This window comes from Streptomyces sp. NPDC020884 (genome assembly GCF_044333935.1).
Classification (GTDB): domain Bacteria; phylum Actinomycetota; class Actinomycetes; order Streptomycetales; family Streptomycetaceae; genus Streptomyces.
Genome location: NZ_JBIRRY010000014.1, coordinates 49,530 through 72,634 on the forward strand (window position 1 = coordinate 49,530; position 23,105 = coordinate 72,634).

Annotated in this window: 17 protein-coding genes and 1 pseudogene; 11 read left to right on the forward strand and 7 right to left on the reverse strand. The window is 70.2% G+C overall.

The window, feature by feature from the left end; translation table 11 throughout:
- Positions 1 to 81: 81 nt before the first annotated feature.
- Positions 82 to 1,314 (reverse strand): ROK family protein, encoded by a 1,233-nt coding sequence (locus tag ACH4UK_RS34435; protein WP_398362820.1) that lies wholly within the window; start codon positions 1,312 to 1,314, stop codon positions 82 to 84.
- A 135-nt stretch (positions 1,315 to 1,449) separates the two neighbouring features.
- Between ACH4UK_RS34435 and ACH4UK_RS34440 the strand changes: the two genes are divergently transcribed.
- The 9 genes and pseudogenes from ACH4UK_RS34440 (at position 1,450) to ACH4UK_RS34480 (ending at position 12,689) form a co-directional block, all read left to right on the forward strand.
- Positions 1,450 to 2,934 carry a sugar ABC transporter ATP-binding protein gene (locus ACH4UK_RS34440; protein WP_398362821.1) on the forward strand — a complete coding sequence of 495 codons (1,485 nt, stop codon included), beginning with the start codon at positions 1,450 to 1,452 and terminating at the stop codon, positions 2,932 to 2,934.
- Between the two features lie 62 nt (positions 2,935 to 2,996).
- Positions 2,997 to 4,019 (forward strand): ABC transporter permease, encoded by a 1,023-nt coding sequence (locus ACH4UK_RS34445; protein WP_398363015.1) that lies wholly within the window; start codon positions 2,997 to 2,999, stop codon positions 4,017 to 4,019.
- Positions 4,016 to 5,044 (forward strand): ABC transporter permease, encoded by a 1,029-nt coding sequence (locus ACH4UK_RS34450; RefSeq protein WP_398362822.1) that lies wholly within the window; start codon positions 4,016 to 4,018, stop codon positions 5,042 to 5,044. The genes ACH4UK_RS34445 and ACH4UK_RS34450 overlap by 4 nt, the downstream gene beginning before the upstream one ends.
- Positions 5,041 to 6,276, forward strand: a complete 1,236-nt coding sequence (locus ACH4UK_RS34455) for a substrate-binding domain-containing protein (RefSeq protein WP_398362824.1) — start codon at positions 5,041 to 5,043, stop codon at positions 6,274 to 6,276. The genes ACH4UK_RS34450 and ACH4UK_RS34455 overlap by 4 nt, the downstream gene beginning before the upstream one ends.
- Positions 6,273 to 7,181, forward strand: a complete 909-nt coding sequence (locus ACH4UK_RS34460) for a sugar phosphate isomerase/epimerase family protein (RefSeq protein WP_398362826.1) — start codon at positions 6,273 to 6,275, stop codon at positions 7,179 to 7,181. The genes ACH4UK_RS34455 and ACH4UK_RS34460 overlap by 4 nt, the downstream gene beginning before the upstream one ends.
- Positions 7,182 to 7,268: 87 nt before the next feature.
- On the forward strand, positions 7,269 to 10,742 hold the full coding sequence (locus tag ACH4UK_RS34465; protein ID WP_398362828.1) for a ThuA domain-containing protein: 3,474 nt from the start codon (positions 7,269 to 7,271) through the stop codon (positions 10,740 to 10,742).
- Between the two features lie 299 nt (positions 10,743 to 11,041).
- Positions 11,042 to 11,707 carry a hypothetical protein gene (locus ACH4UK_RS34470; protein ID WP_398362830.1) on the forward strand — a complete coding sequence of 222 codons (666 nt, stop codon included), beginning with the start codon at positions 11,042 to 11,044 and terminating at the stop codon, positions 11,705 to 11,707.
- Positions 11,637 to 11,789, forward strand: a pseudogene (locus tag ACH4UK_RS34475) (hypothetical protein); the annotation flags it as partial. The gene ACH4UK_RS34470 and the pseudogene ACH4UK_RS34475, both read left to right, overlap by 71 nt.
- A gap of 336 nt (positions 11,790 to 12,125) precedes the next feature.
- The gene (locus tag ACH4UK_RS34480) at positions 12,126 to 12,689 is read left to right on the forward strand and encodes a hypothetical protein (protein WP_366390645.1); all 564 of its coding nucleotides are present in this window, start codon (positions 12,126 to 12,128) and stop codon (positions 12,687 to 12,689) included.
- A 480-nt stretch (positions 12,690 to 13,169) separates the two neighbouring features.
- Here the strand turns inward: ACH4UK_RS34480 and ACH4UK_RS34485 are convergent, their stop codons facing one another.
- Both ACH4UK_RS34485 and ACH4UK_RS34490 read right to left on the reverse strand, forming a co-directional pair.
- Positions 13,170 to 14,498 carry a class I SAM-dependent RNA methyltransferase gene (locus tag ACH4UK_RS34485; RefSeq protein WP_398362832.1) on the reverse strand — a complete coding sequence of 443 codons (1,329 nt, stop codon included), beginning with the start codon at positions 14,496 to 14,498 and terminating at the stop codon, positions 13,170 to 13,172.
- A gap of 114 nt (positions 14,499 to 14,612) precedes the next feature.
- Positions 14,613 to 16,661, reverse strand: coding sequence for an APC family permease (locus tag ACH4UK_RS34490; RefSeq protein WP_398362833.1), 2,049 nt, complete (start codon positions 16,659 to 16,661; stop codon positions 14,613 to 14,615).
- Between the two features lie 322 nt (positions 16,662 to 16,983).
- Here ACH4UK_RS34490 and ACH4UK_RS34495 point away from each other — a divergent pair, with 322 nt between their 5' ends.
- Together ACH4UK_RS34495 and ACH4UK_RS34500 are read left to right on the forward strand one after the other, a co-directional pair.
- Positions 16,984 to 17,652, forward strand: a complete 669-nt coding sequence (locus ACH4UK_RS34495; RefSeq protein ID WP_398362835.1) for a potassium channel family protein — start codon at positions 16,984 to 16,986, stop codon at positions 17,650 to 17,652.
- Entirely contained in the window at positions 17,652 to 18,329 is a 678-nt protein-coding gene (locus ACH4UK_RS34500) for a potassium channel family protein (RefSeq protein ID WP_398362837.1), read from the forward strand. Before ACH4UK_RS34495 ends, ACH4UK_RS34500 begins: the two co-directional genes overlap by 1 nt.
- Before the next feature lie 71 nt (positions 18,330 to 18,400).
- On the opposite strand, the gene ACH4UK_RS34505 is transcribed toward ACH4UK_RS34500, so the two are convergent.
- From ACH4UK_RS34505 to ACH4UK_RS34520, 4 genes are all read right to left on the reverse strand, one after another.
- On the reverse strand, positions 18,401 to 19,189 hold the full coding sequence (locus ACH4UK_RS34505; protein ID WP_398362838.1) for a DUF3159 domain-containing protein: 789 nt from the start codon (positions 19,187 to 19,189) through the stop codon (positions 18,401 to 18,403).
- Between the two features lie 3 nt (positions 19,190 to 19,192).
- Entirely contained in the window at positions 19,193 to 19,618 is a 426-nt protein-coding gene (locus ACH4UK_RS34510; protein WP_398362840.1) for an OB-fold nucleic acid binding domain-containing protein, read from the reverse strand.
- A gap of 84 nt (positions 19,619 to 19,702) precedes the next feature.
- Positions 19,703 to 20,395 carry a response regulator gene (locus ACH4UK_RS34515; protein ID WP_398362842.1) on the reverse strand — a complete coding sequence of 231 codons (693 nt, stop codon included), beginning with the start codon at positions 20,393 to 20,395 and terminating at the stop codon, positions 19,703 to 19,705.
- Between the two features lie 121 nt (positions 20,396 to 20,516).
- On the reverse strand, positions 20,517 to 23,060 hold the full coding sequence (locus tag ACH4UK_RS34520; protein ID WP_398362844.1) for an ATP-binding protein: 2,544 nt from the start codon (positions 23,058 to 23,060) through the stop codon (positions 20,517 to 20,519).
- Between the last annotated feature and the right edge of the window lie 45 nt (positions 23,061 to 23,105).

A 23,105-nucleotide genomic window follows, 5' to 3' on the forward strand; every position in this document is an offset into this window, starting at 1 on the left:
TCTGCATCCGCGCATCCTGACCCCGTCGTGTCCTCCACGGCGGTCGTCGGGTTCGCGCGCCCGAGCGTCCGTCCGTCGCGTTCAGAGCGCTGTCGCGTCCGCCGTGACGGCGCGGTCGACCTGAGCGGGGGACAGCGCGTGCTCGATCGCCAGGGTGCCGGCGCCGATCGCGCCCGCGTTCTCGCCGATCCGGCTCGGCTCGATCCGCAGGACGTCGGTCGCCAGCGGGTTGGACCGGCGGTAGACCGCCTCGCGGACGCCCGCGAGGAGTTGGTCGTGCACGGCGGCGAGGGCGCCGCCGACGACGACCGTCTCCGGGTTGAAGAAGTTCACCAGCCCTGACAGCACCTCGCCGACCGCGCGACCGGCCTCCCGGACCGTCCTGACGGCATCACGGTTGCCCTCCCTGACCAGCTGCACGATGTCGAGGCTCCCCGCGGCCTCCAGCCCCAGATCGCGCAGCTGCTCGGCCAGGGCCGAACCACCCGCGATGGCCTCCAGGCAGCCGGAGTTGCCGCAGCGGCACGGCTCGTCCCGCTCTCCGACGCGGATGTGCCCGATGTCTCCGGCCGACCCCTGCGCACCCCGGTGGATACGGCCGTCGGCGACGATGCCGCAGCCGATGCCGGTGCCGACCTTCAGGTACAGCAGGTGCAGAGTGTCGGGCAGGGCACGGCGTTGCTCGGCCAGGGCCATGACGTTCACATCGTTGTCCACCAGTGCCCGGACGCCGAAGCGTTCCTCGAAGAACTCGGGAATGGGGTAGTGGTGCCAGCCCGGCATGATCGGCGGATCCACCGGGCGCCCGGACGAGAACTCCACCGGGCCGGGCACGCCGACGCCGATGGCCCGCAGCGTCCGCGACGCCGTCCCGTCGGTTTCTTCGAGCAGCGTGCGCAGGGTCCGCTCGACGTGGCCGAGAACCGCCTCGGGCCCGTCCGCGATGGTCAGCGGGTCCTCGCAGACCGTGAGCAGGGTGCCACTGATGTCCAGCAGCCCCACTCGGCAGTGCGAGGCCCCGATGTCGACACCGGCGACGGCGTGGTCGCGCATGCGCAGGGAGAGTCGGCGCGGTGGGCGGCCCCCGGTAGAGGGCGCATCGGTGTCCTCGTCGACGAAGCCATGAGCGATGAGGACATCGACACGTTGGGAGACGGTGGAGCGGGCGAGTCCGGTACGCCGGGCGATCTCGGCGCGTGTGACGGCTACGCCGGAACCGATCAGCGCCAACACCTCGCCGGGCGTCTGCCCGGCGGGCGAACCCGACGCGGAGCGGTGGTCCGAAGACAGCGGCGAGAAGAAGGATGCATTCACCAAAGCAACTTTAGAGATCGTCTCGATCGCGGACCATACTTTGTTCGATGACCAAGCAAAGCCATGGTTATTTCGTCGCAGCAATTCTTGCTTTATCTATTGACAGGACAAAGTTGGCTCGCAATCCTGCCGAGCATGCTGACGATGAGCAGTGTCTCGAAGAGCTTCCTCGGGGCGAGGGTGTTACACGGGGTATCACTCGACCTGGAACCGGGCGAGGTCCACGCCCTGGTCGGAGAGAACGGCGCGGGCAAGTCCACGTTGATGAAGGTGCTCGCCGGGGAACACGCCCCTGACGAGGGCACGATCACCCTCGACGGCACCACCCGTTCCTTCGCCCACCCCGTACAGGCACAAGCCGCCGGAATCGCTCTCATCCATCAGGAGTTCGCCCTCCTCCCCTACCGTACGGTCGCGGAGAACGTCTTCCTGGGCCGTGAGCCGGTGCGCCGGGGACTGGTCGACAGGCGGGCCATGGAGCGGCGCACCGCCGAGTTGCTCGCCGAGCTGGACGAGACCGGGATCGACCCCCGTACACAGGTCAAGGAGCTGTCGGTGGCCCGGCAGCAGACGGTGGAGATCGTCAAGGCCCTGGCCGCCTCCGAGGTTCGCGTCCTGGTCATGGACGAACCGACCGCGCCCCTCGCCGACCACGAGGTGGAGCGGCTGTACGCACTGATCCGCCGGCTCGCCGCCCGCGGCATCGGCATTCTCTACATCAGCCACCGCCTGCGAGAGGTCTTCGACCTCTCCCAGCGCATCACCGTGCTGAAGGACGGCCGCAAGGTCGCCGCCCTCACCACCGCCGAGACCACACCCGACGAGGTGGTGCGGGCCATGGTCGGTCGTGAACTGGGTTCCTACTACCCGCCCCGCGCCGAGCCCGGAGAGATCGGCGAACCGCTCCTGACCGTCACCGACGCCGGCAACGAGCGCCTCACAGGCATCGGGCTGACCTTGCGCGCCGGCGAGGTCACCGGGGTCGCCGGTCTGCAGGGTTCGGGCCGTACCGCGCTGGTGCGGGCCCTGTTCGGCGCCGCGCCCTTCACCCGCGGCCGGATGACCTTGGCCGGCCGGCCGCTGCTGCCCGGCAGTCCGCGGCAGGCGATCCGCGCCGGCATCGCGCTGGTCACCGAGGACCGCAAGGCCGAGGGGCTGGCGCTGCGTCAGTCCGTGCTCGACAACGCCCTGCTCGTCACCCGGGCCGTGTCGGGCGTCGGAAGACAGGAGGTCGGCGGCTTACTGGAGCGGGTCGCGCTGCGCTCCCGCGGCCTGGACCAGGAGGTGCGTTACCTCTCCGGGGGCAACCAGCAGAAGGTGGTCATCGCCAAATGGCTCGCCGCCCGTCCCCGGGTGCTGCTGTTCGACGAACCGACCCGTGGTGTCGATGTCGGCGCGAAGTCCGCGATCCACACGCTCGTGCGCGAACTCGCCGGGGAGGGCCTGGCCGTGCTCATCATCTCCTCCGAACTGCCCGAGCTGATCGGGATGAGCGACCGGATCCTGGTGATGGCCGAGGGAGCGCTGGTGGGTGAACTGCCTGCGGGCGCCACCGAGGAGGACGTCATGCGGCTGGCGACCGAGGACACCGCCGGCCGGATCGAGGGGAGTGCCGCATGACGGCCGTCCCCGGCGGATCCGCGGCACCGGTCGCGCCCCGCAGGCCGAACGCCCTGGGCCGCATGCGCCTCGGCGACCCCGTGGTCGCCGTGTGGCTGGCCGCCCTCGCGGTCACCCTCATAGGCTGGATCGTCGTGACCGCGGACGGCGGCGAGTTCATGACGCGATCCACCGTCACGGGCATCCTCCAGAACTCGGTCGCCCTGGGCCTGGTCGCGGTAGGCCAGTCGGTGGTGATCGTCACCGGATCCCTCGACCTCTCCGTCGCGTACCTCGTCAGCCTCGGGACCCTGGTCGCCGCGGAGATGATGGAGAGCGGCAGCGTCCTCACCGCGATCCTGGCGGTCCTCGCGCTGTCCGCCGCGGTCGGCGTCGCGAACGGGCTGATCGTCACCGGGCTGAAGGTCAACGCGTTCATCGCGACGCTCGGCATGGCGTTCATCCTGCGCGGCTACATCGAGGACACCTACACCGGCCCTGCCGGCCATGTCCCCGCCTCCTTCCGGCGGTTGGGCTACGACCGCATCGGCTTCGTGCCGGTCTCCGTGCTCCTGCTGATCGCGGTCGCCGTCGTCGCCTGGCTGATCACCCGGCGCACCCGCGTCGGCCACCACATGTACGCCACCGGCGGCGACGAGCACGCCGCCCGGCTGTCCGGCGTCCGCACCGGACGCACCGTCGTTCTCGCGCACGTCCTGTGCTCGCTGTGCGTCGGGGCCGCCGCCCTGTTCCTCGCCGCTCGGCTCGGCGCGGGCGCCCCCTGGGCGGGCACGGACGCCCGCTACGACCTGGAGTCGATCGCCGCCGTCGTGCTCGGCGGCACAGCGCTCGCCGGGGGACGCGGCGGAGTGGCCGGCACCCTCGGCGGCGTCCTGGTCCTCTCCGTGCTGGACAGCATCTTCAACCAGCTCTCCGTCGACCCGTTCTTCAAGAACGTCGTCCGCGGCGTCGTCATCATCGCCGCCGTCGCCCTCTACGCCCGGCCACGCCGGGGCCGGGCCTCCGGACGGCCGCGCCGCGGTGGCCGGGGACCGGCGAAACAGGGCGGGGCGCCGGGCGCCCCGGGGCAGGAGCAGTCCGCATGACCGCCACCACGACCGGGACCCACACCCCGAACACCGCTGTCCGGGCGGTCCGCCGCCTGGGCACCGGCGCTCCCGTCTACGGACTCCTCGTCGTCCTGCTCGCCGCCCTGGCGATCACCGACCCCGGCTTCTACGGGCCCGACAGTTTCCTCGCCTTCGTCAAACGCGCGGCACCGCTGGTGATCCTCGCCGCGGGCCAGTACCTCGTCATCGTCTCCGGTGGCTTCGACCTCTCCGTCGGCGCGGTGGTGACCGCCGGAGTGGTGGTAGGGGCCGAGTTCTACGGCTCGTACCCGGACGCCCCCTGGCTGCTCGTCACCGCCGGTCTCCTGGCGGCCGGGGCGGTGGTGGGGCTGGTGAACGGGCTCATCACCACCAGGCTCCGGGTGCCGTCCTTCATCACCACCCTCGGCATGATGCTGATCCTCGAGGGTGCCGTCTTCTACTGGACCGGCGGCTCCCCGCAGGGCGTACTGCCCCAGAGCTTCAGAGAGTTCGGCCGTGGCACCGCGGGCGGCTGGCTGCCCTGGGCCGTGCCTGCCTGCGTCGTGGTCGGCGCCGCAGCGGTGTGGCTGATGCGCTCCGACTTCGGCCGCACGCTCCTCGCCACCGGGGACAACGAGCGCGCGGCGAACCTCGCGGGCGTTCGCGTCCCCCGCGTCCGCACTCTCGCGTTCGTGCTCTCGGGCACGGCCGCCGCCCTGGCGGCGGTGCTGGTCGCGGGCTTCTCCGGTGTCTCCGCCCAGGCCGGCCGCGGCCTGGAGTTCGAGGCCATCACCGCGGTCGTGCTCGGCGGGGTCCTCCTCGGCGGCGGGCGCGGGTCCGTGGTGGCCGCCATGGCCGGGGCCTTCTCCCTCCAGGCGCTTTTCACACTCCTCAACCTCCAGGGCGTCTCGGGCGCGCTGGAGTCCACCGTCCAGGGCGTCATCGTCATCACGGCCGTCGGTCTCGGAGCCACCGGGCGGCCGGGACTGAAGCGCTTACGCCGTCACCGTTCACAACCATCGGGAGGCACCTCCTCATGAGTCGCGCACCTCGCACCGCACGATCCGGCCGCTACGCCCGTCCAGCCGTCCCACTCGCCGCCCTGCTGGCCGCGGCGTTGCTGTCGTCCTGCTCGTCCGACGTGCCGGAGGACGACGCGGCGGGCGGCGCCACCGCCTCGGCGCAGTCCCAGAAGTCCGGTGGGGAGTCGAAGTTCTTCGACCCGGCGGCGTACGAGCGCCAGCTCGCGCTCGCCGGGGCGACGCCTCAGGGACCGGCGGACAAGCCGTGGGAGCAGATGCTGAACCCGGAGATGACCGACACGTCGAAGTACGCCAAGGCGGGCGGTGCCAAGGACGTCCACCTCTGCTTCTCCAACGCCGGCGTCTTCAACCCGTGGCGGCAGGTGGGGCTCAGAAACATGAAGGCGGAGGTGAAACTGCACGAGGAGATCACGGACTTCACCGTTCTGGACGCGCAGGGCAAGGACGACAAGCAGATCTCGGACATCCAGGAGCTGTCGGGCCAGGACTGCGACGCGCTGATCGTCTCGCCCAACACCACCGCCACCCTCACTCCGGCGGTGCAGGAGGCCTGCGGAAAGATACCGGTGATCGTCTTCGACCGGGGCGTGCAGACCGACTGCGGGGTCACCTTCATCAGCCCCATCGGTGGCTATGCCTACGGTGCCGCGGCAGCCGACTTCCTGGTCGACAAGGTGGACCGGGGTGGCAAGATCGTCGCGCTGCGCATCTCGCCCGGTGTGGACGTCCTGGAGAACCGGTGGGCCGCCGCGGAGAAGGCCCTCGACAAGGCCGGACTCGAGGTGGCCGAGGTGAAGTTCACCGACGGCGACCCCTCGAAGACCAAATCGATCGTCGCCGACGCACTCGCCCGGCACGGCACGATCGACGGGGTCTGGATGGACTCCGGTGCCACCGCCGTCGCGGCCGTCGAGGCATTCGAGGACGCGGGCAAGGACGTGCCACCGATCACCGGTGAGGACCAGCAGGACTTCCTCCAGGCATGGAAGGACAAGGACCTCACCGCCATCGCACCGGCGTACCCGACCTTCCAGTGGCGGACGCCCGTCATCGCCGCACTGCGCGTTCTGGAAGGTCAGGAGGTCCCGAAGCAGTGGACCCTGCCGCAGCCGGTCGTGACCGAGGACAACTTCGACCAGTACTACAAGGAGGGCATGCCGCCCCTGCACTACGGCGCCTGCGGCTGCGAGAAGCTGCCCGGGTACCCCGGTGACTGGGGGGGCAAGTGAGTCCGGCCACGCGGCGCGCGATCGGCGCCAACCCCTGGATCTGGCACTCGCCGGTCACCGAGAAGGCCCTCGCCGAAGTGCTGCCGCGCCTGGCCGCGTGGGGCTTCGACTGCGTCGAGATCCCGCTGGAGCAGCCCGGCGACTGGCAGCCCGCCACCGCAGCCGAGCTCCTGGGCGACCAGGGCCTCACGCCCGCCGCGGTGCTCGCGGTGATGCCACCGGGACGCGATCTCGTCCGCGCCGGGCCCTCCGTGGTCCGCGCCACCCAGGACTATCTGCGGCAGTGCGTCGACGCGGCCGCGCGGATCGGTGCCCCGGTCGTCGCCGGCCCCGTCTACACCGCCGTCGGGCGCACCTGGCAGATGGACGACGCCGAGCGGACGTCGGCGTACGAGCAGTGGCGGGAGAACATCGCGCCGGTCGTCGCGCACGCCGCCGAGGCGGGCGTCCGGATTGCCGTCGAGCCGCTCAACCGGTACGAGACGAGCCTGTTCAACACCGTCGACCAGACGGTGGCGGCGATGGACGGGCTGCCCGCCGGCACCATCGGCATCGCTCTCGACACGTACCACCAGAACATCGAGGAGCGCTCACTGCCCGACGCCGTACGCCGGGCCACCGGCCGCATCTTCCACGTCCAGGTGTGCGCCAACGACCGGGGCGCACCGGGGGACGACCATCTGGACTGGCCGGGCTTCCTCGACGCCTTGGACGACGAGGGCCACCAAGGGCCGCTGTGCATCGAGTCGTTCACCGCGCACAACGCGACCATCGCGGTCGCCGCCTCCGTGTGGCGGCCGCTCGCCCCCAGCCAGGACGCCCTCGCCACCCGGGGCCTGGCCTTTCTCCGGAAGGCTGAACGCCGCCCCGCCCGACCGGCCTTCTCCCACCCGCCGTCGGCCTGACACGCCGGCCAGTCGCTCATGTCTCACGCGTCCAGTCCGGATTCCCCCAGATTTCCCCCGTCCGATCCACGACCGCAGGAGCCGCACATGAGATCAACGACGACGAGATGGGTGCTGAGCTTAGTCAGCTCCGCCCTCCTCGTGGCCGGCCTGGCCACACCGGCCAGCGCCCATCCGGAAGGCTTCCACGTCCTCCTGTTCACCAAGACCGCGCCGGGCGCCTACCGGCACGACTCCATCCCGGCCGCCATCACGATGTTCGACCAGGTCGCCGCCGACCGCGGATGGGAGCTGACCAAGAGCGAGGACGCAGCCGTCTTCAACGACGCCGACCTCGCCGAGTACGACGTGGTCGCCATGGTCCAGACCTCCGGCATGGTCTGGGAGACCGACGCCCAGCGCCAGGCCGTGCAGGAATACGTGCACAACGGCGGCGGCATCGCGGCAGTCCACAACACGCTCGACATGGGCATCGAGAACGACTTCCCCTGGTGGGACGAGCTCGTCAACGGCGGCGCCCACATGCCCGCGCATTCGCCCGGCAGTCTCCAGGGCACCGCCAAGGTCGCCGACCGGGTCCACCCCTCCACCTCGCACCTTCCCGACCGCTGGGTACGCACGGAGGAGTGGTACAACTTCGACCCGAACCCGCGCGGCGATGTGCACGTACTGGTCACAGCCGACGAGACCACGTACGACCCGGGCAGCGAGGCCATGGGGGCCGACCACCCGATCTCCTGGTGCCGCGACGCCGAGGGCGGCAGCGTATGGGCGACCGCCATGGGCCACGACGCGGGCAGCTACTCGGACCCGCAGTTCCGTGACCACGTGGTGGGCGGCGTCGAGACCGCGGGCGGCAAGGTCGAGGCGGACTGCGGCCCGACGACCTGGGCCGACTACGAGAAGGTCCCGCTGGACGAGAACACCACCGGCCCCGCGGCCCTGGACATCGCCGACGACGGCCGGGTGTTCTACGCCGAGTACGGCGGCAAGGTGAAGGTCCACAAGCCCGACAGCGGCGATGTGGTCACCGCCGCCACGATCGACGTGTACACCGGCGGCGAGGACGGACTGACCGGCCTGGCACTGGACCCGGACTTCGCCACCAACGGCTGGATCTACCTGATGTACTCGCCGGCCGGCGGCACCGAGGACATAGCCCGCGTCTCGCGGTTCACCGTCAACGGCGACAGCCTGGACGAAGCCAGCGAGAAAGTCGTCATGGAGGTCCCCTCGTCACGCCAGTCGCCGGAACCCGGGCACACGGGCGGCTACATCACCTTCGGGCCCAACGGCAACCTCTACATAGGCACCGGCGACGACACCGAGCCGTTCCGCTCCGACGGCTACAGCCCGATCGACGAGCGCCCGGGGCGCGCCGACAACGACGTCCAGCGCACCTCGGCCAACACCAACGACCTGCGCGGCAAGATCCTTCGCATCCACCCGGAGACCAACGGCACCTACACCGTCCCGGCGGGCAACATGTTCGCCCCGGGCACGGCCCGGACCAAGCCCGAGATCTACGCGATGGGCTTCCGCAACCCCTTCCGGTTCTCGGTCGACCCTGCCGACGGCACCCTGTACGCCGCCGACTACGGACCCGACGCGGGCTCCGACAACGCGGACCGGGGACCGGCGGCGATCGTCGAGTGGAACATCATCGAGCAGCCCGGCTTCTACGGCTGGCCGTACTGCGTCGGCGACAACATCCCCTACCGGGACTACGACTACGCCACCGGCCAGTCCGGGCCCGACTTCGACTGCGCCGCCCCGGTCAACGACTCGCCCAACAACACCGGCATCACCAACCTCCCGGCTGCCCAGAAGGCGGACGTCTGGTACGGCAACGGGGCCAACGGCGGGAAGTTCCCCGAGATGGGCGACGGCGGGGAGGCGCCCGCCGCGTTCCCCGTTTACCACTACGACCCCGACAACCCGTCGGAGACGAAGTTCCCGGCCTACTTCGACAAGACACCGTTCTTCGGCGAATGGTCGCGCAACAACCTGCACGAATTCCGGCTGGACGACGACGGGAAGCTGCTCAAGATCAACGACTTCCTGCCGGACCTGAGCTTCAAGTCCCCGATGGACATGAAGTTCGGCCCTGACGGCGCGATGTACCTGCTGGAGTGGGGAAGCGGCTTCGGCCGGGACAATCCGGACGCCGGCCTCTACCGCATCGACTACAGCTCGGGTGACCGGCGTCCCCTCGCCGTGGCCACCGCGACCCCCACGTCCGGGCCCGCACCGCTGACCGTGAAGTTCTCGGCTGAGGACTCGAGCGACCCCGAGGGCGGCACACTCACCTACCACTGGGACTTCGGGGATGGTGCGACCTCCGACCAGGCGTCCCCCACGCACACCTATACGGCGAAGGGGCAGTTCACCGCCCAGCTCACCGTCACCGATACCGGCGGCCGCGACGGCACCGCCAACCTCACCGTGACCTCTGGCAACACGGCGCCGACCGTCGAACTCTCCCTGCCGAACGGCGGCATGTTCGACTGGGGCGACCGGATCCCGTACACGGTGGACGTCACCGACCCGGAGGACGACGCGATCGACTGCACCAAGGTCAGAACCGTGCCCTCGCTCGGGCATGACGAGCACGCGCACGACACCGACGCGATCACCGGCTGCTCGGGCACCATCGTCCCCGAGACGGACACGGCCCACGCCGACCTGAACGTGTCGTACGTCGCTTCCTCCAGCTACACGGACAAGGGCGCCTCCGGAGCACCCGCCCTGGCCGGCAGCGACAAGGCGGTACTCCAGCCCAAGCACAAGCAGGCCGAGTTCTACACCCGGCAGTCCGGCATCCGGGTCGTCTCACAGGGCGGCGCGGAGTCCGGTGGCCGGCTAGGCGACATCAGCGACAACGACTGGGCCTCCTACGCTCCGGTCAACTTCACCGGGATCGACAAGGTCTCCCTGCGGCTGTCCTCACCCTCGGGCGGAGGCACGGTCGAACTGCGCGACGGGTCACCGACCGGGGCGCTGATCGCCACGGTGCCGGTCCCGAGCACCGGCGGCTGGGACGACTACCGGAGCACACCGGCGGTCGACGTCACCAGGCCCGACGGAACGACCGAGCTCTACCTGGTCTTCAAGACCGCGGCGGCCGACTCGTACGACATCGACTCGGTCACCTTCGTCGGGAAGGGCGTCGCTCAGGACGCCCCGTCCGCCCCGGTGCAGATCGCCGGAATCGGCGGGAAATGCGTCGACGTCAACGGCCGGAGCGCGACGAACGGCGCCAAGGTCCAGTTGTGGAGCTGCAACGGCGGGGACAACCAGAAGTGGCAGCCCGACGGCGCCACACTGCGGTCGATGGGCAAGTGCCTCGATGTGGACGCCTGGGCCACGGCCGACGGGACCAGGGTCCAGCTGTGGGACTGTCATGGCGGCGCCAACCAGGACTGGTCCATCCAGTCGGACGGCACCATCCGCAATCGCGGCGTCTGCCTGGACACGGACGGGAGCAATGGGGCGGACGGACTCCCGTTGGTCATCAATCGGTGCGATGGCCGCGCGTCGCAGAAGTGGACGGTGACGTGACCGGACAGGACTGACAGGCAGTCGCGGAGCGGGGGCCGGCCCCCGCTCCGCGACTCCGGTGCACGCCTCCCCGACTTTTCAGGGACTTCCGGCCTCATCGGTCGGCACGAGCGGGGATCAACCCCATGGGCACCATCAGGCCCCGGGTCTCCCCAGCCCGCACAGCGCTCTGCGCCGTGCTCGATGAGAGCTGGGCAAGTACTCCGACGCAGGCGGTGCCGGCACCGAGGCCGAGAAGTTCGCCCAGGCGGGGCGACGACGACGGCGGCGACGACATCCTGCGGGGCTTGATGGAGGGCATGCCCGAAATCGTCCGGGATCTCCTCCATCCCCTGTGCAAGCACGTGTTCCGGATCGGCAGGGTGGCAGACGTTTACCCCTATCCGGAACAGCATTATCTCAACTCGCTCTGCCACAGATGGATGAGAGTGTCCGTCACTGCATCGCTGGGGGCGGACCAGCTCACCCAGGCTGTCGGTGCCATCACCAACCACCAGCAGGCCGAGTGGGAGGCCGCGATGCGGACCTTCTGCAGCGCCCTCTGGGGAGGAACGGCCCGGGGGCAGCGACAGCACGGCTACCAGTGGGCGCAGACCAGCGGCGCCGGCCTGCTCCTGTCGTTCGACATCAAGACGGTATTGAACCTCGACACCGGCAAGCTGAACGGGATCGTCGCCAAATACACCGGCATCCTGGACGGCCTGACCACCCGAATGACGGCACGGAAAGGGCCGCTGGACGAGGCTTACCGCAGGGCCCCCCAAGTTCGAGGCCGGCGTCGCCCGTGCGCACGGCTTCGGCACCCGGGCCCTGGAGGAGTTCAAGGACTCGAAGGTCTGGCTGAAGGTCGATTCGAACGGCAGCTACGACCTGAACCTCGCCGCCAACGAATACATGGCAGGCGGCCACACTTTGGACAAGCACGTCGGCAAGACGGACGAGCAGTTGGCGCAGCGCCCGCGTGATCAGCAGGGGAACGGTCCTACCCCCGCCTGGCCGCACGGCAAGCCGAAGCCCAGCGCCTCCTCGGCCTTCCCGAACTACCGGCGGGCAGAGGAGCTGACCGAGTACAACCTCAACAAAAAGCACGTCCGCTATCGAGCTTTGGGTCAAGGGCCCTCCCCCGCCGGGGGAGGGCGAAGTCAGAGACTTCCACTCGACCGCGCCGAACAGCGAGACCAGCGGCCGCAGTGTGAGCAAACAGCCGGTAGACCTCAACGACCCGCTGTCCGGCTACAAACAGGGCGGCATGAATGCCAGGTCTTACGACGTCACAGGTATCGACACGCGGCTCCGGTACGACAGCAGCCGCACTCCGCCGTTCACCGTCATGACGTCGATGCCCTCCAAGTCCTAGCGCACGCCGAGAAAGGCCAGCACCACATGCCTCTCGAACAGAATTCTTGGGAAGCCGCCGTACGCCACCTGTTCGAGGACGCGTACCCGTACGACGCCACCGGCCCACGCCGGCACGAGGACTGGGTCCTTGATGTCCTCAAGCTGATGGCTCGGGCCGTACCGGACCCCCGGGGCTGGACGGGTCTCGACGATTCGGCGCAGGACCCGGAGCGCGAGGGGTTTGCCACGTACCCGTTCGCTGTGCACCCCCCGGAATACATCGCGCAGCGTCTCCGCGAGATCGATCGGGCCAGCGCCGAGAACCTGCTGCTGGCCCTCACGGACGACTGCTGCACCCTGTCCAACCTGAAGCGCTTCACAGAGAGCGAAGGAGAATTGCGGGCGATGGCGAGGACGATCCTCGCACGTTACGGCGACGAGGCCACTTATCACACCAACGTCAGCCGGCCCGGCCCTGTGCCGGGAGCACTCGACTTCACGACGTCGCACTGGGGGTACAACCCCCTGAGCGTGTACTCGGAGGACTGCGGCCTGATCGTCGTCTCGGACACTGAGGTCGGCATGTTCTGGAACTTCTCCGACTACTGAACCATTTGCCGCTCGTACGAGCGCAGGGTCCGACCAGGTGATTAGAAAGGATGCCCCGTGCTGACCCGTTCCGCCTCCTACCCCGACCGGGAGACCGCCCAGTGGGCCACCCAGCAGGTGGTGACCGCCAACTGATCCGGCTGAGCAGTCGCGGAACGGGCTCTCCACAGCCGCAGGATGGCACGGACATGGACAGCACCTCAGGGCCGAGCCCTGGCGAGACCCAACCTGAAGGTCCGTCCAGCCGGTGACCGCAGTCCTTTGAGACAATCGCCAGGGCCTCAACAGCGCAACCCGGAGGAGACGCAGGCGATCCGCAGTCCGAAGGCGGATGCGTCTCAGCGCCCTGACCGCACCGACCGGGACCAGGACGGCTACACCGACCTGGCCACCCGGACGGCCAGATGGCTCGTCGTGCGCCATACCCAGCGAAGGCCGCCGCAGACCGGTTGACCCTGCACTCTTGGGTGAAGCCCCAGGTCAGAGCCCCTTCGCGGCCGGCTCCAGAATCGCCACGCACTCCACATGATGCGTCATAGGAAACAGGTCGAACGCCCGCAGCGTCCGCACCTTGTATCCCCCGTCCCGGAAGTACGCCAGGTCCCGCGCCAGCGCCGCCGGGTCGCAGGCCACATAGGCGATCTTGCGCGCGCCCAGCCCCGACAGGTGCTTGACGACCTGCTTGCCCGCGCCCGCGCGCGGCGGGTCCAGGACGATGAGGTCGCACTCCGTGATGCCGGTGCGGGGCAGGACCTGGTCGACCTTGCCGTGTTCGATGCGGACCCGGTCCAGGTCCTTCAGGTTGTGGCGGGCGTCCTCGACCGCGCGCTTGCCGGACTCGATGCCGAGGACCGCGCCCTTCTCGCCGAGGCGCTGGCCGATGGCGCCGGCGAACAGGCCGACGCCGCAGTAGAGGTCGAGGGCCATGTCGTTCTTGCGGGGCAGCAGGCCCTGCATGACCGCGCGGACCAGGGTGTTGGCCGCCTGGGGGTGGACCTGCCAGAAGCCGCCGGAGCCGACGCGGTACGTGCGGTCGTCGGCGCGCTCGCGGACGAAGGCGCGGCCGTGGACGCGGTGGACGCCGCCGTCCTTCTCCTCGACGCGGAGTACGGAGACCGGCTGGTCGAGCTCGACCAGGGGGAGCCGGCCGCCGGGCTTCGGGGTGAGGATGACCTGGCGGTCGTGCGAACCGGTGGCGGTAATGGCCTCCACCGCGGCCATCTGGGGCCACTCGCGCTTCTCGACGCCGAGCTCCGAGACGCCCGGCGCGGCGATCAAGCAGTGGTCGATGGGCTGGACGTCGTGCGAGCGGTGCTTCCGCAGGCCCGCGCGGCCGTCGGCGTCGACGGCGTACTGGACGCGGGTGCGCCAGGCCGGCACCTCGCCCGGGGGGAGCTTGTCGCCCTCGGCGGGCATGACCGTGCCGTCCCAGCCGGCCTCCTCGGGGGTCAGGCCCGCCAGCCGCAGGAGCTGCTCGGCGATCACCTCGCCCTTGAGGCGGCGCTGCGCGCCCGGCTTGGCGTGCTGCCAGTCGCAGCCGCCGCAGAGGCCGGGGCCGGCGTACGGGCACGGCGCCTCGACGCGGTCCTTGGACGGCTCGATGATGCGTACCGCGTCGGCCCGCAGGAAGCGGGAGTCCGTGTCGCCGTCGGTGACCTTGGCGATGATCTTCTCGCCGGGGAGCGTGTGACGTACGAAGAGCACCTGGTTCTCGGCGGTGCGGGCGATGCAGTGGCCGCCGTGTGCGACGGGCCCGACCTCGACCTCGTACTCCTCCCCGACCAGCGAAGACGTGGGTTCGTTCTGCATGAGGGGAGGCTCCAGGGAGGAAGGGGGTAAACGGGTCGGGCCCGCGGCCGGACGACAGCCCACCAGTCTACGCGGGCGTGGTCAGGCCAATTGCCACGACCGGCCGCCACCCTCTCACCCCTTGCGGTTCGGCTCCTTGTGCCTGCGCTCCACCGGGCCCCTGCGGACCGAACCCGGGGCGCTCCAGTCGGCGCGCCTGCGGGCCCGCTTCTTCGCCGCCTCGGAGGACTGGAGCTGGTAGGGGACGGAGGTCACCATGACGCCCGGGGTGAAGAGCAGACGGCCCTTCAGGCGCAGGGCGCTCTGGTTGTGCAGCAGGTGCTCGTACCAGTGGCCGACCACGTACTCGGGGATGTAGACGCTGACCACGTCGCGCGGGCTCTGCCGGCGCAGGCCCTTGACGTACTCGATGACCGGGCGGGTCACCTCGCGGTAGGGCGAATCGAGGATCTTGAGGGGGACGTTGATGCCGCGTCGCTCCCAGTCCTCGCGCAGCGCTCGCGTCTCGTCCGGGTCGACGCTGATGGAGAGCGCCTCCAGGTGGTCGGCGCGGATCAGTCTGGCGTAGGCGAGGGCGCGCAGGGTGGGGCGGTGGAGCTTGGAGACCAGCACGATCGCGTGGACGCGGGAGGGGCGCAGGCCCTCGTCGGCGGGGGCCTCGTCGGCGGCGATCTCGGCGGCGACCCGGTCGTAGTGCTTACGGATCGCGGTCATCGTGCCGTAGAAGATGACCATGCCGAGCAGGGCCACCCAGGCGCCGTGGGTGAACTTGGTGGCGAGGACGATCACCAGGACGACGCCGCAGAAGAAGGCGCCGAAGGCGTTGATGGCCCGGGAGCGGATCATGTGGCGGCGCTTGGCCGGGTCCTGTTCGTCGGCCAGCAGGCGGTTCCAGTGCCGGACCATGCCGGTCTGGCTGAGCGTGAAGGAGACGAACACCCCGACGATGTAGAGCTGGATGAGCCGCGTGGAGTCGGCGCCGTAGATCCAGACGAGCAGGATCGCGGCGCCCGCCAGCAGCACGATGCCGTTGGAGAACGCGAGGCGGTCGCCGCGCGTGTGCAGCTGGCGCGGCAGGTAGCGGTCCTGGGCGAGGATCGAGCCGAGCAACGGGAAGCCGTTGTACGCGGTGTTCGCGGCGAGGAAGAGGACCAGGGCGGTGGCGGCCGCGAGGACCATGAAGAGGAAGGATCCGTGGCCGAAGACCGCCTCGGCGACCTGGGCGATGACCGGGTCCTGGGTGTAGCCGGCGCCGACCGGGACGCCGTCGCGGATCAGGTCGATCGCCGGGTTCTCGGCCATCTTGACGTCGGTGGCCATGGCGAGGCCGATGATGCCGCAGAACATGGTGACGGCGAGCAGGCCCATCATGGCGAGCGTGGTCGCGGCGTTCTTGCTCTTCGGCTTCCGGAAGGCGGGCACCCCGTTGCTGATCGCCTCGACCCCGGTGAGGGCGGCGCAGCCGGAGGAGAAGGCCCGCAGGAGGAGGAAGACGAGCGCGAAGCCGGCCAGTCCCTGGTGTTCGGGCCTGATCTCCAGTTCCGCGGTGGGGGCGTGCATCGTGTCGCCGAGGACCATCCCCCGGAACGCGCCCCAGAGGATCATGAGGAAGACGCCGGCCACGAAGAGATAGGTGGGGATGGCGAAGAGCTTTCCGGACTCCTTGACGCCGCGCAGGTTCATCAGGGTGAGCAGGACGATGGCGCCGATGGCGCAGAGCGTCTTGTGCTCGATGACGAACGGGATCGCGGAGCCGAGGTTCTCGACGCCGGAGGAGATCGACACGGCGACGGTGAGGACGTAGTCGACGAGCAGGGCGCTGGCGACGGTCAGTCCGGACTTGGGGCCGAGGTTGGTGGTCGCCACCTCGTAGTCGCCGCCGCCGCTCGGGTAGGCGCGGACGTTCTGCCGGTAGGAGGCGACGACCGTGAACATGAGGACGACCACGGCGAGGGCGATCCAGGGGCTGAAGTGGTACGCCGACACCCCCGCGATGGACAGCACGAGGAGGACTTCTCCGGGTGCATACGCCACCGAGGACAACGGGTCGGACGCGAAGACGGGGAGCGCGATGCGCTTGGGGAGAAGGGTCTCTCCGAGCTTGTCGCTGCGCAGCGCCCGGCCGATCAGGATCCGTTTGGGCAGGTCGGTCAGTTTGGACACGCTGAGGATCGTAAGCGCAGCCCGGACCCAGGACGCACGCCCTTTCGACGTGGCCCCGCAATCTCCTGCGGTCGGCGGAGAACGCCTCCGCATTCCTTAACGCGATCCTTGCGCCGGCTCCGCCCTTTTTGCTTTTCCTTTGCCGGAGTGCGCAAGGATGCGGACACTCGGATGAGGCATTGACTTCCCCGGCGCATAAGCTCGTCCCCGGGCCGCACCGCGGGGGTGGGCCCCGTTGTTTGCCCAGCAAGCTGAGAGAGAAGTGTGAGCAGCGTGTTTTCGCAGGTCAGCCGGATGACCAGGACGGCGGGGTAGGCGCACAGTGCACATCGTCATCATGGGCTGCGGGCGCGTCGGAGCCGCTCTCGCACAGACCCTGGAACAGCAGGGGCACACCGTCGCGGTGATCGACCAGGACCCCACGGCGTTCCGTCGCCTCGGGTCCGGATTCGGCGGTCGCCGGGTCACCGGGGTCGGCTTCGACCAGGACACCCTCCGCGAGGCGGGGATCGAGGAGGCCGGGGCGTTCGCCGCGGTCAGCAGCGGCGACAACTCGAACATCATCGCGGCCCGGGTGGCCCGCGAGATGTACTCCATCGAGAACGTCGCGGCGCGGATCTACGACCCGAAGCGGGCCGAGGTCTACCAGCGTCTCGGCATCCCCACCGTGGCGACGGTGCGCTGGACGGCGGACCAGATGCTGCGGCGGCTGCTGCCCTCGGGCGCGGAGCCGCTGTGGCGTGACCCGAGCGGGGGTGTGCAGCTCGCCGAGGTGCACACGACGCCGTCCTGGATCGGCCACAAGATCAGCACGCTCCAGGAGGAGACGGGGGTCCGCGTGGCCTTCATCACCCGGTTGGGCGAGGCCATACTGCCGACCTCGCAGACCGTCCTCCAGGAAGGCGACCTGGTCCACGTGATGATGCGCACGGACGAGATCGCCCAGGTCGAAGAGGCCTTCGCCCAGGGTCCCGAGGAGGACGGTCACTGATGCGTGTGTCGATTGCCGGGGCGGGCGCGGTGGGTCGTTCCATCGCCGCCGAGCTGCTGGAGAACGGGCACGAGGTGCTGCTGATCGACAAGGCGCCGACCGCCATCTCGGTGGAGCGGGTCCCGATGGCCGAGTGGCTGCTGGCGGACGCCTGTGAGATCACGTCGCTGGACGAGGCGGCGCTGCAACGGTGCAACGTGGTGATCGCCGCGACCGGGGACGACAAGGTCAACCTGGTCGTCTCGCTGCTCGCCAAGACCGAGTACGGCGTGCCGCGCGTGGTGGCCCGGGTGAACAACCCGAAGAACGAGTGGCTGTTCAACGAGTCGTGGGGCGTGGACGTCGCCGTCTCGACGCCGCGGCTGATGTCCGCCTTGGTCGAGGAGGCGGTGAGCGTCGGCGATCTGGTCCGGCTGCTGCGCTTCAGCCACGGGGACGCCAACCTGGTGGAGCTGACCCTGCCGCCGGAGTCGGCGCTGGCCGGCACCCGTGTCGGGGAGGTGGCCTGGCCCGAGGACACCTCGCTGGTGACCATCATCCGCGGTACGCGGGTGCTGACGCCGAGCCCCGAGGAGTCCCTGGAGGCCGGTGACGAGCTGCTGTTCGTGGCCGCCCAGGCGCGCGAGGAGCAGTTGGAGGACCTGCTGTCGGTCCGGCGGGATCCTGCGGACGACTGACCACGGGAACGACGGAAAAGGGGCCCGGAACCGCTGAGCGGTTCCGGGCCCCTTTTCCGTCGTTCCGAGGATCAGGCCTCCGGGTCGCGGAGGGCCGCAGCCGCGGCCTTGCGCTCCTTCTCGGCCTCCTCTTCGGCCTCCATCTCGGCGAACACGTCGATGGGCGCCGGGGCCTTCGCGAGGAAGACCCAGGTCAGATAGACCGCGAGCAGGAAGGGCGGGATCTTCAGCGCGATCAGCACCCAGCCGAACTGGGTGGTGTCGGCCCACCAGTAGAGCGGGAAGAGGATCGCGCACTTCGCCAGCAGGATGAGGCCCCAGGCATAGCTGGCCTTGGTGTACGCCTTCTTCCGGCCCGGATTACGGGTCCGCCAGGAGAGGTTCTCCTTGAAGACCGGGCCCAGGATCAGGCCGATCAGCGGCACCCCGGCGGCGGCGGTGCCGAGGTAGGCGACCGCGAGGCCCAGGGTGTAGAGCATGCCCGGCAGGTAGAAGTCCTTGGCGTTGCCCGTCATCATCGCGAAGACGACGCCGAAGGCCACCCCGAAGACGCCGCTGAAGGCGTGCTTGACGGTGTCCCGGCGAACCAGCCGGACGGCGACGAGGGCCAGGGACACCGCCAGGGCCGCGATGGCCGAGATGTGCAGGTCCTTGTTGATGGTGAAGATCGTGACGAAGAGCAGTCCGGGCAGGACTGTCTCCACCATGCCGCGCACACCGCCGAAGGCCTCGAAGAGGGCGGCCTCGGTGACGGCCTTCGCCTCGGCGTCCTGCTGGGCGGCGTGCGTCCCGCCGGCGTGCTGCGGGTCGGTGCGGTGGGGCTGGTCCGTGTCGGACGTCGGCTTGTCGAGAGACGTCACCGGCTACTCCTTGCCGAGCGGTCGGAGTTCGTATGTGGGGTTGAACAGCACCCGGCGGCCGTGGCTCATGGCGACCCGCCCCGAGGCGATGATCCTGCGGCCGGGCTCTATGCCGACGATGGAACGCCTGCCGAGCCAGACCACGTCCAGCGGCTCGGTGCCGTCGAAGAGCTCCGCCTCCAGGGCGGGCACTCCGGCCCGGGGACGGAGGGTGACGGTCCGCAACGTACCAGCCACCTTCACGATCTGCCGATCGGAGCACTCGGAGATCCGGGTGCATCCGGTGGCCTGCGCGTCGTCCCGCAGCTCCTGGGACTCCAGGTCCTCCTGGGAGCTGGAGAGCCGGTCGAGCATACGGCGGAAGCGCCCGGAAGGTCGCGCCGCCTTCCCGGCCTTCCCGGCTTTCTCGGATCGGGGAAGAGCACTCATACCCGAAGGGTACCGGTCCCGCGGGCCGCTCACGGAGGCTCGGTAGGCCCTACGTGATCACTCGAAAGGGTGAGCCGGTGCGTGTCAGCCGCGCTCGAAGCGGTAGCCCATGCCCGGTTCGGTGACGAAGTGCCGGGGGTGCGAGGGGTCCGCCTCCAGCTTGCGGCGCAGCTGGGCCATGTAGACCCGCAGATAGTTGGTCTCGGTGCCGTAGGAGGGGCCCCAGACCTCCTGGAGGAGCTGTTTCTGGCTGACCAGCCGACCGGCGTTGCGGACGAGGACCTCCAGCAGGTGCCATTCGGTGGGGGTGAGGCGTACGTCGCGGCCGGCCCGGTGCACCTTCTTGGCCGCCAGGTCGACGGTGAAGCCGGCCGTCTCGACGAGGGCGATGTCCTCGGCGCCCTCCTGGCCGACCGGTTCCGCCCGGCGTACCGAAGCGCGCAGCCGGGCCAGCAGCTCGTCCATGCCGAACGGCTTGGTGACGTAGTCGTCCGCCCCCGCGTCCAGTGCCTCCACCTTCTCGTCGGAGGTGTGCCGTGCGGAGAGGACCAGGATCGGGACCCGGGTCCAGCCGCGCAGGCCCTTGATCACCTCGACCCCGTCCATGTCGGGCAGCCCCAGGTCGAGGAGGACGATATCGGGGTGGCGGGCGGCGGCGAGCTGGAGGGCGGTCGCTCCGTCGGGCGCGGCGTCGACCTCGTACTGGCGGGCCTTCAGGTTGATCACGAGGGCGCGGACGATCTGCGGCTCGTCGTCGACCACAAGCACCCTGGTCATCGCGGACCTGCCTTTCTGCTGCACGGGGAGGAGGGAAGAGCTGTGCTGTACGGGGAGGGGGAAGCGAGCGCGTGGGGGCGGGCGGTGTACGTCCTGGGGCGTCCGGGCCCGCCGGGGCGCGTCACGAGGTGACCTGGGCCGGCAGCTCGGCGTCGCCCCGGACGCCGCCCGGCGCCGCGGAGAGGGTCAGGACCATGGTGAGCCCGCCGCCCGGGGTGTCCTCGGCGTCCAGGGTGCCGCCCATGGCCTCGGCGAAGCCCCGGGAGACGGCGAGGCCGAGCCCCACTCCGGCGCCGCGCGGGGCGTCACCGTACCGCTGGAAGGGCTCGAAGATCCGTTCCTTGGCCTCGTCGGGGACGCCCCGGCCGCGGTCGACGACCCGCAGCTCGACCCGGTCGCCGAGCGTGCTGGCGGCCACGGCGACGGGCTCCCGGCCGGGGTTGTACTTGACGGCGTTCTCCACGATGTTGGCGACGACCCGCTCCAGGAGCCCCGGGTCGACGGCGACCATCGGCAGCGTCTCGGGGATGTCGAGGTCGACGCTGCCCTCCGGGACGCCGCCGAGCGCCATGGGGACCACCTCGTCGAGGTCGATCTCGCGGATCAGGGGCGTCACGGTGCCGGTCTGGAGGCGGGACATGTCCAGCAGGTTGCCCACCAGGTGGTCCAGCCGGTCCGCGCCGTCCTCGATGCCTTCCAGGAGCTCCGCCTCGTCCGCCTCGGACCAGGCGACGTCGTCGGAGCGCAGCGAGCTGACGGCGGCCTTGATGGCGGCGAGCGGGGTGCGCAGGTCGTGGCTGACGGCGGCGAGCAGCGCGGTCCTGATCCGGTTGCCCTCGGCGAGCCTGCGGGCCTGCTCGGCCTCCCAGACCAGGCGCTGGCGGTCCAGGACGACGGCGGCCTGCGCGGCGAACGCGCCCAGCACCCGGCGGTCCTCGGCGGGCAGGACCCGGCCGGACAGGGCGAGGGCCATGTTGTCGCCGACCGGCATGTCCACGTCGGCGTCGTCGGGGCGGGTGACGGGGGCCGGGCCGACGGATCCGGCGCAGGTCCACGGCTCGACGTCGCTGCTGCGCTCCAGCAGGGCGACGGACTCCATCGCGAAGGTCTCGCGGACCCTCTCCAGCAGGGCGTCCAGGGCGGTCTCGCCGCGCAGCACACTGCCCGCGAGGAAGGAGAGGATCTCCGACTCGGCACGCAGCCGGGCGGCCTGGTGGGTGCGCCGGGCCGCGAGGTCGACCACGGAGGAGACCGCCGCCGCCACCGCGAAGAAGATCACGATGGCGACGAAGTTCTCCGGGTCCTGGACGGTCAGGGTGTGGGTGGGCGGGGTGAACCAGTAGTTCAGGAGCATGCAGCCGACGGCGGCCGAGGCCAGCGCGGGTCTCAGGCCGCCGAGCAGGGCCGCGGCCACCGTGAGGAAGAGGAAGAGCAGGACGTCGTTGGCGAGGCCGGGCCCGTTCTCCAGGCTGCGCAGCAGCACCGCGAGCAGGACGGATCCGACGACGCCGACGAGCCAGCCCCAGATGATCCGGGCGCGGCCGAGCCGGGCGCCGCGGGCGATCGGCAGGCCACGGCCCTTGGCGACCTCTTCGTGGGTGACGATGTGGACGTCGAGGTCGGGCCCCGACTCGCGGGCGACGGTCGCGCCGACCCCGGGACCGTAGATGTACTGCCAGGTCTTGCGGCGGCTGGAGCCCAGCACGATCTGCGTGGAGTTGACGCCGCGGGCGAACTCCAGCAGGGCCGCCGGGATGTCGTCGCCGATGACGTGGTGGAAGGTGCCGCCGAGGTCCTCGACCAGGGTGCGCTGGACGGCCAGCTCCTTCGGGGATGCGGAGGTCAGGCCGTCGCTGCGGGCGATGTAGACGGCGAGGATCTCGCTGCCGGAGCCCTTGGCCGCCATCCGGGAGGCGCGGCGGATGAGGGTGCGGCCCTCGGGCCCGCCGGTCAGCCCGACGACGATGCGTTCGCGGGCCTGCCAGGTGGTGCGGATGTTGTGCTCGCCCCGGTACTGCTGGAGGTACTCGTCGACCCGGTCGGCGACCCAGAGCAGGGCCAGCTCGCGCAGGGCGGTGAGGTTGCCGGGGCGGAAGTAGTTCGAGAGGGCCGCGTCCATCTTGTCGGGCTGGTAGATGTTGCCGTGCGCCATCCGGCGGCGCAGCGCCTGGGGCGACATGTCGACCAGCTCGATCTGGTCGGCCCGGCGGACCACCTCGTCGGGGACGGTCTCCCGCTGCCGGACGCCGGTGATCGACTCCACGACGTCGCCGAGCGACTCCAGGTGCTGGATGTTGACCGTGGATATGACGTCGATCCCGGCCTTGAGCAGCTCCTCGACGTCCTGCCAGCGCTTGGCGTTGCGGGAGCCGGGGACGTTGGTGTGGGCCAGCTCGTCCACCAGGGCCACGGCCGGGGCGCGCTCCAGGACCGCGTCGACGTCCATTTCGGTGAAGACGGCCGAGCGGTAGCTGATCTCGCTGCGCCGGACCTGCTCCAGGCCGTGCAGCAGCACCTCGGTGCGCGGCCGGGCGTGGTGCTCCACGAAGGCGACCACGCAGTCGGTGCCGCGCTCGACCCTGCGGTGCGCCTCGGAGAGCATCGCGTACGTCTTGCCGACGCCCGGTGCCGCGCCCAGGTAGATCCGGAGTGTGCCGCGTCCCATGGCCCCATTGTCTTCTTCCGTCCGGCGGCGTCATGTCGACGGCCG